Genomic DNA, 15,034 nt, shown 5'->3' on the forward strand with positions numbered 1-15,034 from the left:
CGCGCGCCGGCCGCGCCGAGGGCCGAAGCCAGAGCAAAGCCGATGCCTTTGCTGGAGCCGGTGATGAGGGCAATGCGCCCTGACAGATCGAACAGTTTCAAGAGAAGCTCCTTGGGTGGACGCGGATTCGGGCTGCCGGTGCGGCAACTCAGTTAAGTTACCGGTATCTTATCCAACGGTCAACAAGGTGAAGCCCGGGTTGCGGCTTTTCCCGCTAGCGATTAAAGTTACCGGTACCTTATTTGTTGATCGCACCTCGCAGGAGAACCGTTTGACCGCTGCCCCTACATCCCCGCATGTGCTGATGCCCGGCCCCTACCCGGAATGGGACATGACCCCCATGCAGTCCCAGTACACCCTGCACCGCCTGTGGGAGGCACCCGACCGGCAGGCTTTCATCGCCGAGCACGCGCCGCACATCCGCGCGGTGGCCACACGCGGCGAACTGGGCGCGAACGCCGAGCTCATCGCCGCCCTGCCCGCCTTGGAGTTGATCGCCTGCTACGGCGTGGGCACCGACGGCATCGACCTGGCAGCCTGCCGCGCACGCGGCATCCGCGTCACCAACACACCCGACGTGCTCAACGGCGACGTGGCCGATCTGGCCGTGGGCCTCACGCTCGCATTGCAACGGCGCATTCCGGCCGGCGACGCCTTCGTGCGCAGCGGCGCCTGGGCCAACGGCGGCATGCCGCTGACCACGCGCGTCTTCGGCCAGCGCATCGGCATCGCGGGCTTCGGGCGAATCGGCAGCGCCATCGCGCGTCGACTGTCGGGCTTCGATGTCGAGCTGGGATATTTCAGCCGCACGCCGAAGGCCGACAGCCCGCACCGCCACTTCGCCAGCCTGCCGGCCATGGCCGACTGGTGCGACGTGCTCATCGTCATCCTGCCCGGCGGCGAGGCCACGCGGGGCATCGTCGATGCGCAAGTGCTGAGCGCACTCGGTCCGCGCGGCTGGCTCGTGAATGTCTCGCGCGGCACCACGGTGGACGAGGACGCGCTGCTGCAGGCGCTTAAGGACAAAGCCATTGCCGGCGCGGCGCTCGATGTGTTCCAGAACGAGCCGCGCATCGACCCGCGCTTCGCGGCGCTGGACAACGTGGTGCTGCATCCCCACCATGGCAGCGGCACCGAAGCGACGCGCCGCGCCATGGGCGATCTGGTGCGCCGCAACCTGCAGGCGCATTTCGCGGGCCTGCCGCTCATCACTCCCGTAGCCTGAAGAAAGAAGAACCTCATCATGCGTATGCGTTGCATGTGCCTTGTCATCCACGCCCCGGACGACCTGCGCCTCGATGAACAAGACGCCGGCGAGATCGGCCCGGGCCAGGTGCTGGTGAAGGTCGGCATGGGCGGCATCTGCGGCTCCGACCTGCACTACTTTCACAACGGCGGCTTCGGCACGGTGCGCATCAAGGAGCCGATGGTGCTGGGCCATGAAGTGGCGGGCACCGTGGTCGCGGTGGCGCCGGGCGTGGAGAGCGTGCGCATCGGCGACAAGGTGGCCGTCAACCCCAGCCGGCCCTGCGGCGCCTGCAAGTTCTGCCTGGAAGGCCTGCCCAACCAGTGCCTGGAGATGCGCTTCTACGGCAGCGCGATGCGCACGCCGCACGTGCAGGGCGCCTTTCGCAACATGCTGCTGTGCGAGGCCACGCAATGCGTGAAGGTGGCCGACCATGTGCCGCTGCGCCTGGCCGCGCTCGCCGAGCCGTTTTCGGTGGGGCTGCATGCGGTGTCGCGGGCGGGTTCATTGCTGGGCAAGCGCGTGCTGGTGTCGGGCTGCGGCCCCATCGGGGTGCTGGCGATTGCGGCGGCGCGTGTGCACGGCGCGGCCGAGATCGTGGCGACCGATGTGGTCGACGAACCGCTCGCGATTGCGCGCGCCATCGGCGCCGACAGCACCGTCAACGTCGCGCAGGACAAGACCTGGGTCTCGCGCTACTCGGCCGACAAGGGCACTTTCGATGTGATGCTCGAATGCTCGGGCAACGAGCGCGCCCTGCGCGACGGGCTGGAGGTGATGCGCCCGCGCGGCATCGTCGTGCAACTGGGCCTGGGCGGCGATGTGAGCATTCCGCAGAACATGGTGGTGGCCAAGGAACTGAGCATTTGCGGCTCGTTCCGCTTCCATGCCGAGTTCGCGCTGGCGGTGCGGCTCATCAACGAAGGGCGGGTGGATCTGTCGCCGGTGGTGTCCCATACCTTCCCGATGCTGCAGGCGCGCGAGGCCTTCGAGCTGGCCAGCGACCGTCGGCAGGCGATGAAGGTGCTGATCGATTTCGCGGACGTCGGCGACGTTGCCAGGGTCGAGGCGACCGCCTGAGCTTGCCCGGGAGCGGCCTCAGGAACTCTCGCGCTGGGTGATCTGGAAGGGGATCATCACCGTCTCCGGTGGCGGGCGATGGCCGTCGACGGTGCCATCCATCACGCGCAGCAGCAACTCGCCGGCCGCCTTGCCCAGGCCCACGCAATCCACGGCCACGGTGGTGATGCGCGGGTGGCAGGCGCGCGCCACCTCGAAGTCGCCGAAGCCCGCGATCGCGATGCGGCCCGGCACATTCCAGCCTCGGCGCTGGCATTCCATCAAGGCGCCGAACGCCGAGAGGTCGGACACGCACAGCACTGCGTCCACGTCGGGCCACTGCCGGATCAGTTGCGCCACCGCTTCGCCGCCCTGCGCCATCGAGATCGGCGGCTGGCCGAAGCTGATCACGCGCCCGTCGGGCAGGCCCAGCTCGCGGATCGCCTGTGCATAGCCGCGCTGCCGGTCGGCACCGCGCGTGTCGCGGTTCGAGGTGCCGCCGATGAAGGCGATGCGCCTGTAGCCCTGGCCGTGCAGGTGCCGCACCATGGCGCCGGCCGCCTCCGCATTGGAGAAGCCGACCGTGTGCTCCACCGGTTTGTCGGGCAGGTCCCAGGTCTCGACCACCGGTACGCCAGCCGCTTGCAGCATCGCACGCGCGGCGGGCGTGTGGACGCCGCCGGTGAGGATCACGCCTTCGGGCCGGCGCGCGAGCATCGCGCGCAGCAGGCGTTCTTCGTTCTCCACGCGGTAGTCGGTGTAGCCCAGCAGCAGCTGCAGGCCGCGCGCTTCCACCGCTGCGGTGATGCCCTGCGCGGTTTCGGAAAAATTGGAGTTGTTCAGTGACGGAATCAGCACCGCCACGAAGCCCGAGCGCTTGCTGGAGAAGGTGCGCGCCGTCTGGTCGATGACGTAGCCCATCTCCTCGCAGGCCTGCAGGATGCGCTGGCGCAGCGCCTCGGAGGTCACCCGGTCGCTGCCCGTGCTGCGGTTGAGCGCCCGCGAGACGGTCATCTTGGAGACGCCCACGCGCGCGGCCACGTCGGCCATCGTGGCCGGGCGGGAAAGAAGCGCAGGTTTTTTTTTCACGGGCAAGTGGCTCTCTCTGGAATGCGGCCTCGAAGATACGCGAGGACTGCTTGATACAGATAACTTTTTTATTGGTTTTTCAGCGCATGCCGAAATCGACTCGTGTTGTAAAAATTCTAAATACCAAGCGTATTTCTTTGAGTGCGGGAAAAGCCTAGGTTACCGGTACCACATCCAATGCCAGACTGCGGCATGACCATCGGAGCGACATGCCAATGAACGCGCCCCTGCTGCAATTCCAATCCATCTGCACGTGCAGGGCTGGCAGATCGTCGACGAACTCAACCGCGCCTTCGCCAAGGAGAAGTGGGTGTGGGGCAAATAGATCGTGACCGAGTGGTTGCTTGCCCCGCTCAGCGGTTCCGCGGTTCATGAGCTTGCGCCTTGGGCCTATTGGCATGCGCGGCTCATGGTGTTGAGCTGGGGGGTGCTGCTCCCGTTGGGCGCGTTGCTGGCGCGCTTCTGCAAGGTGCTGCCCTCGCAGGATTGGCCGCGTGCGCTGGACAACCCCTTCTGGTGGCATGCGCATCGGCTGCTTCAATGCAGCGGGGTTCTGGCAATGACAGTGGGGGTCGCCGTGGCCTGGCTCGGCGCCCAGGGCGCCGGCGGGCTTGCGCGCATTCATGCCGCGGCCGGCTGGGCGTTGTGCCTGGCGGGGTGGGCGCAAGTGGTGGGTGCGCTGCTGCGCGGAACCAAGGGCGGGCCCACCGACCGGGAGATGCGCGGCGACCACTACGACATGACGCCCTGGCGCCTTGTGTTCGAGCGGGTCCACAAGACGCTGGGGTGGCTCTCGCTGGTGGCCGCCATCGCCGTCACCGCGCTAGGCCTGGTGGTGGCCGATGCGCCGCGCTGGATGCCGATTGTTCTTTGCCTCTGGTGGATGGCGCTGGGCGGCGCGTTCGTGGCGCTGCAGAGACGCGGATGCTGCATCGATACCTACCAGGCGATCTGGGGGCCCGATGCCATTCATCCGGGCAATCGGATGCCTCCGGTCGGATGGGGCGTGCGTCGGCCATTTCATTGAATCCAAAAGTCATCACGGGAGAGTGCTTGTGGCCGGTCTGGAATTGAACAACGTTGCCAAGCGGTTCGGAGACGTCACCGTCGTGGAGCAACTCGATCTCGCTGTGCGCGAGGGAGAGTTCGTCGTGCTGCTGGGCGAATCGGGCTGCGGCAAGAGCACCACGCTGCGCATGGTGGCGGGCCTGGAGACGGTGAGCGAAGGACAGATCCGCATCGGCGGACGCGACGTCACCGAGTTGCCCCCGATGTCGAGGGACATCGCCATGGTGTTCCAGAACTACGCCCTTTATCCGCACATGGACGTGGCGCAGAACATGAGCTTTGCGCTCAGCCTGGCGGGGCGGCCGGTCGCCGAAGTCAAAGCCAAGGTGGCCGCCGCCGCCAAGGTGCTGAACATAGAGCACCTGCTCAGTCGCAGGCCCAAAGAACTCTCGGGCGGGCAACGCCAGCGCGTGGCCATCGGGCGCGCCATCGTGCGCGAGCCCAAGGTGTTTCTGTTCGATGAGCCGTTGTCAAACCTTGATGCCAAATTGCGCGGACACATGCGTGCCGAACTGGCTTTGTTGCACGAACGACTGGCCAAGACCACGGTGTATGTCACCCACGACCAGGTCGAGGCGATGACGCTGGCAGACCGCATCGTCATCTTCGACAAGGGCCGCATCCAGCAGGTCGGCACACCCGGCGAGGTGTTCAATCGCCCCGCGACGCTGTTCGTCGCCGCCTTCATCGGCATGCCCGGCATGAACCTGCTGCCGGTGCGCTTTGCCGACCAGCCGGCGGGAAACGGCCTGCTGCGTGGCGACGGCTTCGAACTCCCCGCACCCGGCTGGCTGCGCGCACGCGTCCAGGCCGAGGACCGGCCGCTCGTGGTGGGAATCCGCCCGCAGTCGCTGCGCATCGCCACAGGCGTCGGGCCGCTGAACCTCCGGGTCGACGTGGTCGAGTACCTGGGCACCGAGAGCCAGGTGGTCGGCCATCTCGCCGCACCCGGCAGCGCTCGCATTACAGCCACGGTGCAGGGAGACGCACACAGCTTGCTGCACGCCGCAGTGGCCTTCACGGCCGATCCAGAAGACATGCACGTGTTCGACGCGGCCAGCGGTCAATCGCTGCGGCCCTGACAGTTTTTCTTTTTTTCAAGGAGAGGTTCATGCAACGCAGAGATGTCTTAAAGGGCGCAGCCATCACCGTGTTCGGCGCAGGCCTGCCGTTCAGCGGTGCCATTGCGCAAAACCGCCATGCCAAGTACGCGGGTCAGACAGTGACCGTCAACGTGCCCTCCCATCCGCACTACGACGCGATGGCCAAGCTGCTGCCCGAATTCACGCGGGAGACCGGCATCAAGGTGGAGATCGACAAGCTCGCCATGGCGCGCCTGAAGGACAAGCAACTTTTGGAAATGGCCAAGCCCCAAGGCGACTACGACCTGGTGAGCTACGTCGTGATGTGGAAGGGCGAGTACGTTGCTAAAAACCTGATCCGGCCGCTGCAGCCGTACCTGGACAACGCTGCGCTCGCGGACCCCGCCTACGACATCAAGGACATCATTCCCATCTATCTGGAGAACCTCGGCCTGGTCGGCGGCCCGAAGGGCTACCTGCCCGGCACCGGCGCCAACCTCTACGGCCTGCCCTATGGCGCCGAAACCTCGGTGTTGGCCTACCGGCGCGACATCTTCGCCAAACACGGACTGCAGCCTCCGGAGAACTACGAGCAGTTCGCAAAATTGCTGCGCCTGCTCAAGGACAAGGAAGGCATCGGCGCGCTCGCTTCGCGCGGGCAGGCCGGGCACCAGTGCGTGCATGCGTGGCTGCTGCATCTCAACCCGATGGGCGGCGCGGTCTTCGACGACAAGTGGAAGCCGCGCTTCAACGACCCTGCCGGCGTGGCCGCGCTCAAGTTCCTGCAGGAGGTGGTGGCGACCGGCCCGGCCGGCATTCCGGGCTACGGACAGGGAGAGAGCAACACCGCGTTCCTGCAAGGCCAGGCTTCGATGTACCTCGACTCGACATTGCTCTCGGGCCAGGTCAACGACCCGGCCCGCAGTCGCGTCGCGGGCAAGGTCAGTTGGGCGCTGCACCCCGCGGGCACGCGGCGCTCGTCGCAGTCCGGCGGGCTGGGCCTTGCAATTCCCAGAAATGCAAAGAACGGCGACGCGGGCTTCCTTTTGATGCAGTGGCTCACCTCGAAGGCCCAGGACAAGGCCGTCGCGCGCGCGGGCGGCGTGCCCAGCCGCAATTCAACGATGCTCGATGCCGACCTCGTGCGCCAGTACCCTGAGTACATCGTCTTTCGCGAGGCGCTCAAATACTCCAATCCCGACTGGCGCCCGATCATCCCGGCCTGGGACAAGATCAATGTGCAGGCGCTGGGCGTTGGCATCTCCGAGGCGCTGATCGGCAAGAAGACCGCCCAGGCCGCGCTCGACGAACTGGTGGCTCCGGTCACGCAGATCATGCGCGAGTCGGGCTACGCGGTCTGAGGCCCTGGAGCCGCACCGAAGTTTGCAATGCGCAGATCCGCCTGGCTTCCCGCCTTCTACGTAGGCCCCGCCGTGCTCGTCATGGCGGCAGCCTGTCTCTATCCGGTCGTCACTGCCATTCAGCTCGGCTTTTTCGACTGGAGCATGGGTACGCCCTGGTCCGAAGCGCGCTGGGTCGGCTGGGGCAATTTCGTCTCTGCGTTCTCCAATCCGCGCGTGTGGTCGTCGCTATGGACCACGCTGATGTTCGCCGTGGTCTGCGTCGGGGCGGAGATGGTGCTGGGCATCGCGCTGGCGCTGGCGCTGGAGCACCCCGTGCGCGGAACCGCGTTCTTTCGCACGCTGTTCATCCTGCCGATGATGATCGCCCCCATCGCGGTGGGCCTGGCGTGGCGCTACATCTTCGATGCGCAGTTCGGCCTGCTCAATGCATTGCTCGGACTCATCGGCGTGGCGCCCAAGGGCTGGCTGGCCGACCCGACGCTGGCCTTCATGGCCATCGTCGTGGCCGACATCTGGCAGTGGACGCCCTTCGTCTTCATCATGATGGTGGCGGCGCTCGCGAACGTCGACGGTGCGGTGATCGAAGCCTCGCGCATCGACGGCGCGCGCTGGTGGCAGATGACCTTCCGCGTCAAGCTGCCGATGGTCATGAACGTCATCGCCATCACGCTGATGATGCGGCTCATCGACGCCTTCCGCGTGCTGGAGGTGATCTATGTGCTGACCTTCGGCGGACCGGGCGACAGCACCGAGATCCTGTCGCTGCACATCTACAAGACGGCCTTCGTCGGCCAGCAGTTGGGGGTGGCTGCCGCAGTGTCGGTGCTGCTGCTGGCGGTGGTGGCGGTGTTGTCCTGGGGCGCGCTGCGCCTTTCCAATCCGATGAAGGACGAGCGATGAAGCGCCCGCCGTACCTGGTCTTTGCGCACTACGCGATGCTCACCTTGCTCGCACTGCTGTGCGTGGCGCCCATCGCGCTGATCTTTGCCACCAGCCTGCGCCAGCAGGTGCAGATTTTTGCGGAGCCTCTGAACTTCCTCTTCATGCCCACGCTGGAGAACTACCGCGCGGTGCTCACCGAAGACAACCTGGGCCGCTACCTCGGCAACAGCCTGTTCGTCGGCACGATCTCCACCGCCATCACGCTGCTGCTGGGCTGCATGGCGGCCTACGGGCTCGCGCGCTTTCGCTTTCCGGGGCGCGTCGCCGTGGGTTACGCCACGTTGCTGCTGCGAACCGTGCCGCTGGCGGTGATGGCAATTCCGGTGTTCATGATCTGGAGCCAATGGCAACTGGTCAACAGCCTGTGGGGGCTGATCCTGCTGTACGTGGCGGTGAACCTGCCGTTCACCATCTGGCTGCTCTATGGCTTCGTGCTGCAGGTTCCGGTCGAGCTCGAAGAGGCGGCCGCCATCGACGGCTGCGGACCGATCCGCGTCTTCACCAAGGTCCTGCTGCCGCTGATGGGGCCGGGCTTGGCCGCGGCATCGATCTTCACTTTTCGCATTGCCTGGAACGAGTTCATCCTGGCGCTGGTGCTCACCGACCGGCAGACCCGCACGCTGCCGGTGGCCGCGTCGCTCTTCGTCACCGACATGGGAGTGGACTGGGGCAAGGTGATGGCGATGGGGAGCCTTATCGCGATACCGCCGCTGATCTTCACCTTCATTGCCGCGAGGCAAATCATCACGGGCCTGACCGCCGGTGCGGTGAAAGGCTGAGGCGAAGCAGCACGCACCCCGTCGCGCGGAAATCCCGCAAGCTTTCTCCCGGCTTTCTTTCTAACCACCTTGGCTCTGTGTCAGCGTTGCACGCCGGGGGTCTGCCCTTCCCGAGGACGACATCCCCGCAGTAGCCCTGCGCGTGCAACGCCACGTGGCGACGTCGATCACGACCCTGCGCCATCAGCTGATCGTGCGTCTCGGGCAGCACCCCTGTTGCGGAAGGGCAAGCGTAAAGCTACTTTTGTGACACGGTAAGGCTAGAGCGTGATGCGAGTGGCAAATGCGCGAGGCAGCAGCCAGGCTCTGGCGATGCAACTCAATCATTCGTACCCGCTTTCGCTGCGCGAATGGATGGCTAGGCAACGCCGGCAAGCGATCCTGCGTGGCAGGCAACGCCGATCAAGCGTGCGTCGCGGACCAGTGTGGCATCTATCTCCATTTGAGGTAGCGATTGTTCAGCCTGGCGAACATTCGAGGAATGGTCCACCTGGCTACTCTGGCCACCATCAAGTAGAAACTTCGCAAAGTAAACTGAACGTGCTCCCATCTTGTCGGCTGGTACGACATGAAGAAAATTTCCGCCGCTCTCTCCAATTCAACAAGAGCCTTGCACTCTTCAAGAGTGAGTTCAGGGTGAGTGAAATTGATAACGAGGACGAATCGATGCCGCTCGCTGTAGTTCCATACTTCATGCGGGAACATGTGATCAAAGAACAAGACCTTTCCCTCTTGCCATGAGCCCGTCTTGCCCCCTACCTTGATCCCGCATTTCTCGGGGACGATGAGGCCCAGGTGCGCAGTAATCTGGCGATTGGTCACGTCCGTATGGGGAAGGACGGCGCCACCAGGAGCCAGCGCAAGAAGCTCGACCTGACCAAAAGGCGCCAACGCTGGCTTCAAACATTGAATAAGCTTCTTTGTTTCCGGAAAGTAGTCGCAAATCTCTTCATTGAAAGTATCGCGATCCAGAAACAAGAGCTGTGACCATTCATTTTTTTCCAGCGCGTCAGCCTCTCCTGCGCTGCGTTCCCGATAGCGGTACTTGTTGAAGTGAACGCGGCGCTCCTCGTGCTGCAAGAAAGCCTCCAGCTCCCCGCGAACAAGAGGATATGAGCTTTCAAGAAGCCGAGCCCATTCGGTGAGCGCGGAAGAATCACTGGCGTCATAGAAGGCGGAACGCGTCAGGCCCGGGTATGTCGAATAGATATGGTCCATTCCCTTGATAAAACGCCTGAACCGGACCATTGTCTGAGGAGGGAACTTGCTGGCAATCAGCTCCGCCCGTTCATACAGCTCTTTGCGCATAGTCATATCAAAAATTATGATCTTTTCACCAGCGCAGCATCGGAAGCATCCTTGCCCAAAAGTGCCATCGCGGTGCTCGAGCGCGTCATCGAACATCTGGTCCGCGAAACACCGGTGCATCACTCTCCCACGCTGCCACAATCGAGGCTTCGTTGAGACAGAGAAGGCCTGCAACCATGTTTCGCACCCTGCTGAAATCCAAGATTCACCGCGTTGCCGTGACGCATTGCGAGTTGCATTACGAAGGCTCCTGCGCCATCGACGAGAACCTGCTTGAAGCGGCGAACATTGCCGAGAACGAGCAAGTCCATATCTGGAACATCAACAACGGCGAGCGCTTCATCACCTACGCCATCAAGGGCCAGCGCGGCACCGGCATGATTTCGGTGAACGGTTCGGCCGCGCGACGGGCCGCGGTCGGCGACCTCGTCATCATCGCTTCCTTTGCCCAGGTGCATGAGGACCAGCTCGCGGGGCACAAGCCGCAGCTGGTGTTTGTGGACGAGGCGAATCGGCAGATCGATGCGCGCACGTTCGTGCCGACGCAGCAGCTCTAGAGTTTGTGGGATGGTGGCGTCGCCGTTGAGCGCCGCCGTGTGGGCACCTTCCCTTCGAGGGTGCGCAGCGCGTGCCATTCGTGCATGCAAATGAAGTTGCACGAAGGGCATCCGCCTCATCGCCATTGCTCGCACGACAGAGGCCTGGCTCCGCACACCGGCACCCTGGAGTGCGACACCCGAACGTGAACCACAAGTCGCCTGCAGGCAAGTCTCCGGCGCGCGCGGTCCATACGCCTTCGGGCTGGGCAGGCAAAGTGGCTGGTCCGCTTTCGTTCGGAGATTCCATGAGCGTCGTTCAGCCTCCACCCCTTCAAGGCATCTCGCCCGCCGCACTGCTGGGAGAGAACGTGCTCGGCATCGACCACGTGGCGGTTGCCGTCGCCGATCTTGCTGGTGCCGTCGAATGGGCAGTCGGGAAGCTCGGTTGCGTGCTCTTGGAAGAGCGCGAGACCCAGGGAAAATTCTCCGGCATGAAGAGCGCGGTGCTGAAGCTCGGCGGCTTCGTCGTTGTTCTGGTGCAGGGCACAAGCAGCGAATCGCAGGTCACCCAGTTCGTCGCGCACCACGGGCCGGGAGTGCAGCACATCGCGCTTCGGGTGCAGGACGTCGCGCAGGCAGCCACCACGCTCGAATCCCGCGGCATGACGTTCAGCACGCCCAAGCTCGATGGCGAGAATCTCTCGCAGATTTTTTCTCTGCGCGATCCGGTCACAGGTTTGATGATCGAGCTCATCGAGCGGCGCAACGGCTACACCGGATTCTCCGACGAGAACGTCAGCCGCCTGTTCCGCTCCCTCGAGCAGCGCCAGATCTTCTGACACTGAGGAGCAAGCCCTTGCCCATCGCTCTGGAACTGCGCGCCGAACGACTGAATCCGGCGCTCGCCGATCCCGGACTGGAAGTAATGAACTTCCTCAACGAAGTGGCGATGCGCTTTCCGCAGGCCATTTCGTTTGCGCCGGGGCGACCGCAGGAGCAGCATTTCGAACTGGCCGCCGCCTTGCCATACATCGAGCGGTTCATTCGCGAAGCCGACCTGCGGCCGTTGCACAGGGCCGATCGTCACGGTATCGATGCCCTGGGACAGTACGGGCGCACCAACGGCATCATTGGCTCCCTGATCGCGCGCCTGCTGCAGCGCGATGACAACATCGTCGCTGGCGAGTCGGACATCGTCGTGACGGTGGGAGCGCAGGAGGGCATGTGCCTGTGCCTGAGCACGCTGTGTGGCGGCCCGAACGACGTCGCCCTCACCATCGATCCGGCCTACATCGGCATTTCTGGTGCCGCCAAGCTGCTCGGCGTCCGGGTCGCGGGTGTGCCCTGCTCGACGACCGGCGTGGATCTCGACGCCCTTGGCAACACCGTTGCAGAGCTGGCCCGCCGCGATCTCCGCGCACGGGTGCTCTATATCTGCAGCGATCACGCAAACCCGACTGGCCTCACGCTGAGCATGCAGGAGCGAGCGCGGCTCTTGCAAGCAGCCGCCGACCTCGACCTGATCGTGATCGAGGACGGTGCCTACAGCTACTTCTGCTACGACGGGAAGCCGCTGCCGCCGCTGAAGTCGATGCCTGGCGGCGAGCGCGTCGTGTATCTCGGCAGCTTTGCCAAAAGCATATTCCCCGGGCTTCGCTTGGGCTTCGTCGTCGCAGACCAGACTGTCGTACGGGCCAACGGACAAACCTGCACTTTGGCCGACGAGATGTCCAAGGCCAAAAGCCTGTTGACGGTGAACACCTCACCGATCATGCAGGCGCTCGTAGGCGGCCTGCTGCTGGCACATGACTGCACTCTGCGCGAGTTCGTGCAGCCCCGGGTGCGGGCCATCCAGGCCAGCCGCGACGCCATGTTGGCCGCGCTCGAAGCCCGCATCCCGCGTGACCCGGAGGGCCACCGCGCAATCTCCTGGGGCCACCCAAGTGGTGGATTCTTCCTCGCCATCACAATGCCACGCCCGATCGGCAATGATGACCTGCTTGCCTGTGCAAGTCGCTATGGCGTCACCTGGACGCCGATGAGCTACTTCCGGCTCGATGCCTTGCCCTCGCGGCAGATCCGCCTTTCTTTCAGCTATGTCACACCCAGCGAAGCGACAGAGGGAGTCGATCGGCTGGCAAGGTGGACGCAATCGGCGTTCGGCTGAATGCAGGCTGCCCTGGCGAGAGCGTCGCAGGCTCGTCCCGTGCAAGTGCCACTGGACCGGGTGCTGCATCCGGAGCAAGGCTACGTGACGGCGGCTTGCCGCGCCCTGGGAATCGGCATCAGCGCCTGGCGTCATCCGCAGGCCACCTCCACTTGCGTTGAAAAGGCTGACTTGCTCGGCTGGCCGCAACATCGAATCGTGAAAGCGCTGTACCTCGCGGACGCAAGCTGCTTCGTCGGTATTGTTCTTCCGGAGTTGGGATATCGGCTGGATGCCGTATCGCTTCTGACGCAAACTTGTTCTCTGTCGCGCAAGCGGGCGCGGGCGTTCCGCATGAACCGGTGCCCGGAAGGCATGGAGTCGGGAACCTGCACGCCCTTCCCTCTGCTGCGCACCATGGACATGGTTGAGCGGCTCATCGTGCATCGGGCTCCTGCACTGGAGAACACCGTTGTCGATATTTCCCTGGGCGGTTCCGGTCCCATGGCGCACCACGTCTCTTGCCATCTGCGCTACGGTGATCTGTGCGCCATCGTCCGCCATACCTTCGGTGAACGTGTCCTGGAGATTGACCTGGATCCCTATTTGCTCAGTTCCTCCGAGGCAGGACTCCAGCGGGTCGAATTGGCATAGAGCTCGCATTGCGCGGAAGTCGGATCGGCCATTCCGCATGGTCGCCTCCCTGCTCCTCCCTTCCATGCACGCGTGTGCGGAGGATCTGCTGCAGGTGTACGACGCAGCGCGGGCTCGGGCCCCGGCGTTACGCGCAAGAGCAGGCTGGTAGATGGCGCCGCCTTCGGGGGCCGAAGGCGGCTTCAACACGAACATCGACCCCGCCTACAACTTGACCACCATTTCGTGTGACGGCGGCGCTGCCAAGCCGTCGGCAGCGCTCTGCAGGGCGAGCAGCTTGTTCATGCGGATACGGCGTGCGAGCGCAGCGAACTGGGGGGCGTCGAAGAGCTGGCGCACAGAGACTTCGGCGCCGAACACGGCGTGCATGCGCGAGATGAGCTGAACCGCCAGCAGCGAGTGCCCGCCCAGGGCGAAGAAGTCGTCGGCGCGGCCGATGCGCTCGCGCCCGAGCAGCTCCTGCCAGATTTCAGCGAGGGCCTCCTCAATGGCCCCTTGCGGCGGCTCGAACTCGCGGGTGCCGTAGGCCGCATCGCCCGGCGCGGGCAGCGCGCGGCGGTCCAGCTTGCCGTTGGGCGTGAGCGGCAGCGCCTCGAGCTGCACGTAGGCCGCTGGCACCATGTACTCGGGCAGCCGGCTGGCCAGCTGCTCGCGCAGGACCACTGCCTGTACGTCTTCACCCGTGACGTAGGCCACCAGCTGCTTGTCGGCGCCCTCGCCACGTGCCAGCACGACGGCCTCGCGCACGCCCGGGCAAGCTGACAGCGCCGCCTCGATCTCGCCCAGCTCGATCCGGAACCCCCGCACCTTGACCTGGTGGTCGTTGCGCCCCAGGTACTCCAGCGTGCCATCGCCATCGTGGCCGATGCGCCAGCGCGCCAGGTCGCCGCTTCTGTACATGCGCGAGCCCGGCGCGCCGAACGGATCGGGCACGAAGCGCTCGGCGGTGAGATCGGGGCGGTTCAGGTAGCCGCGTGTGACACCCGCGCCGGCGACCACCATCTCGCCGGCCACCCCCAGGGGCTGGGGCTGGCCGAACGCGTCGAGCACGTAGACGCACAGATCCGCCAGCGGCACGCCGATCGGGCTCACGCCCGCGTGCTGCGCATCCTCGGGGGCCAGCGCGAGCTCCGTCACGTGCACGGTCGTCTCGGTGATGCCGTACATGTTGACCAGCCTGGTGCGCTCGCCGTTGTGCGCGTACCAAGGCGCAAGCGTCGAGGGCTCAAGCGCCTCGCCGCCGAAGATCACCAGGCGCAGCTGGTGCTGCAGGGGGCTTTGCTGCTGGGCGGCCATCAGCTGGCGGAAGGCGCTGGGCGTCTGGTTGAGCACCGTCACGCCCTGGTTGCACAGCAGTTCGTAGAACTCCGACGGCGAGCGTGCTGTCAGGGCCGGCACCACGACCAGGCGGGCGCCGCACAGCAGCGCGCCCCAGGTCTCCCAGACCGAGAAGTCGAAGGCGAAGGAGTGGAACAGCGTCCAGACATCCGCGGCGTTGAAGTCGAAGCCGGGCGTGGCGTACAACAGGCGCACCACGTGCGCGTGCTCGACCATCACGCCCTTGGGCTGACCGGTGGAGCCGGAGGTGTAGATGACGTAGGCCAGGTGCCCGGGCGTCAAGCCCGCCACCGCAGGCGCCGTGCCTGGCAGCGCAAGCCAGGGCGCGGCCGGATCGTCCAGCCGGCACACCGGCAGATCGGCGGGCAGCGCCAGCGCGCCGGCGCAGCCAGCCTCGGTGAGCAGCACCACCGGCTTGCA

The 15,034-nt window shown here is 65.0% G+C and carries 14 protein-coding genes and 1 pseudogene; 11 read left to right on the top strand and 4 right to left on the bottom strand.

The features are described from left to right. A pseudogene (locus ABIC90_RS26860) lies at nucleotides 1-101 on the bottom strand (gluconate 5-dehydrogenase); the annotation flags it as partial. A 170-nt stretch (nucleotides 102-271) separates the two neighbouring features. Here ABIC90_RS26860 and ABIC90_RS26865 point away from each other — a divergent pair. Both ABIC90_RS26865 and ABIC90_RS26870 read left to right on the top strand, forming a co-directional pair. Continuing rightward, complete coding sequence (locus ABIC90_RS26865; RefSeq protein WP_354359711.1) at nucleotides 272-1,225, top strand: 2-hydroxyacid dehydrogenase; 954 nt, start codon at nucleotides 272-274, stop codon at nucleotides 1,223-1,225. An 18-nt stretch (nucleotides 1,226-1,243) separates the two neighbouring features. Continuing rightward, nucleotides 1,244-2,326 (top strand): L-idonate 5-dehydrogenase, encoded by a 1,083-nt coding sequence (locus tag ABIC90_RS26870; protein WP_354359713.1) that lies wholly within the window; start codon nucleotides 1,244-1,246, stop codon nucleotides 2,324-2,326. Between the two features lie 18 nt (nucleotides 2,327-2,344). Here the strand turns inward: ABIC90_RS26870 and ABIC90_RS26875 are convergent, their stop codons facing one another. After that, nucleotides 2,345-3,355 (bottom strand): LacI family DNA-binding transcriptional regulator, encoded by a 1,011-nt coding sequence (locus ABIC90_RS26875; protein ID WP_354359730.1) that lies wholly within the window; start codon nucleotides 3,353-3,355, stop codon nucleotides 2,345-2,347. A 448-nt stretch (nucleotides 3,356-3,803) separates the two neighbouring features. Here ABIC90_RS26875 and ABIC90_RS26880 point away from each other — a divergent pair, with 448 nt between their 5' ends. Genes ABIC90_RS26880 through ABIC90_RS26900 form a run of 5 tightly spaced genes read left to right on the top strand, consistent with a single transcriptional unit; the run spans nucleotide 3,804 to nucleotide 8,629 of the window. Next, entirely contained in the window at nucleotides 3,804-4,421 is a 618-nt protein-coding gene (locus ABIC90_RS26880; protein WP_354359715.1) for a cytochrome b561 domain-containing protein, read from the top strand. Between the two features lie 28 nt (nucleotides 4,422-4,449). Beyond that, nucleotides 4,450-5,544, top strand: a complete 1,095-nt coding sequence (locus ABIC90_RS26885) for an ABC transporter ATP-binding protein (RefSeq protein ID WP_354359717.1) — start codon at nucleotides 4,450-4,452, stop codon at nucleotides 5,542-5,544. Nucleotides 5,545-5,573: 29 nt separating this feature from the next. Then, the gene (locus tag ABIC90_RS26890; RefSeq protein ID WP_354359719.1) at nucleotides 5,574-6,905 is read left to right on the top strand and encodes an ABC transporter substrate-binding protein; all 1,332 of its coding nucleotides are present in this window, start codon (nucleotides 5,574-5,576) and stop codon (nucleotides 6,903-6,905) included. 27 nt (nucleotides 6,906-6,932) lie between these two features. Beyond that, nucleotides 6,933-7,808 (top strand): carbohydrate ABC transporter permease, encoded by an 876-nt coding sequence (locus tag ABIC90_RS26895; RefSeq protein WP_354359721.1) that lies wholly within the window; start codon nucleotides 6,933-6,935, stop codon nucleotides 7,806-7,808. Then, nucleotides 7,805-8,629, top strand: coding sequence for a carbohydrate ABC transporter permease (locus ABIC90_RS26900; protein WP_354359722.1), 825 nt, complete (start codon nucleotides 7,805-7,807; stop codon nucleotides 8,627-8,629). The genes ABIC90_RS26895 and ABIC90_RS26900 overlap by 4 nt, the downstream gene beginning before the upstream one ends. A 432-nt stretch (nucleotides 8,630-9,061) precedes the next feature. Here ABIC90_RS26900 and ABIC90_RS26905 read toward each other — a convergent pair whose 3' ends face one another. Next, a complete protein-coding gene (locus ABIC90_RS26905) occupies nucleotides 9,062-10,033 on the bottom strand; it encodes an aspartyl/asparaginyl beta-hydroxylase domain-containing protein (protein WP_354359723.1) in 972 nt (323 codons plus the stop codon). Between the two features lie 80 nt (nucleotides 10,034-10,113). On the opposite strand from ABIC90_RS26905, the gene panD reads away from it, so the two are divergent. The 4 genes from panD (at nucleotide 10,114) to ABIC90_RS26925 (ending at nucleotide 13,276) form a co-directional block, all read left to right on the top strand. Continuing rightward, nucleotides 10,114-10,494 (top strand): aspartate 1-decarboxylase, encoded by a 381-nt coding sequence (gene panD / locus ABIC90_RS26910; protein ID WP_354359724.1) that lies wholly within the window; start codon nucleotides 10,114-10,116, stop codon nucleotides 10,492-10,494. Between the two features lie 287 nt (nucleotides 10,495-10,781). Continuing rightward, the gene (locus ABIC90_RS26915; protein WP_354359725.1) at nucleotides 10,782-11,315 is read left to right on the top strand and encodes a VOC family protein; all 534 of its coding nucleotides are present in this window, start codon (nucleotides 10,782-10,784) and stop codon (nucleotides 11,313-11,315) included. A gap of 17 nt (nucleotides 11,316-11,332) precedes the next feature. After that, nucleotides 11,333-12,643, top strand: coding sequence for a PLP-dependent aminotransferase family protein (locus ABIC90_RS26920; protein WP_354359726.1), 1,311 nt, complete (start codon nucleotides 11,333-11,335; stop codon nucleotides 12,641-12,643). A gap of 39 nt (nucleotides 12,644-12,682) precedes the next feature. Next, complete coding sequence (locus ABIC90_RS26925; protein WP_354359728.1) at nucleotides 12,683-13,276, top strand: hypothetical protein; 594 nt, start codon at nucleotides 12,683-12,685, stop codon at nucleotides 13,274-13,276. A gap of 204 nt (nucleotides 13,277-13,480) precedes the next feature. Here ABIC90_RS26925 and ABIC90_RS26930 read toward each other — a convergent pair. Further along, the coding region (locus tag ABIC90_RS26930; protein ID WP_436318250.1) for an amino acid adenylation domain-containing protein at nucleotides 13,481-15,034 on the bottom strand (1,554 nt) is incomplete at its 5' end.

The sequence above is a fragment of the Variovorax boronicumulans genome, assembly GCF_040544675.1.
GTDB lineage: Bacteria > Pseudomonadota > Gammaproteobacteria > Burkholderiales > Burkholderiaceae_C > Variovorax > Variovorax boronicumulans_D.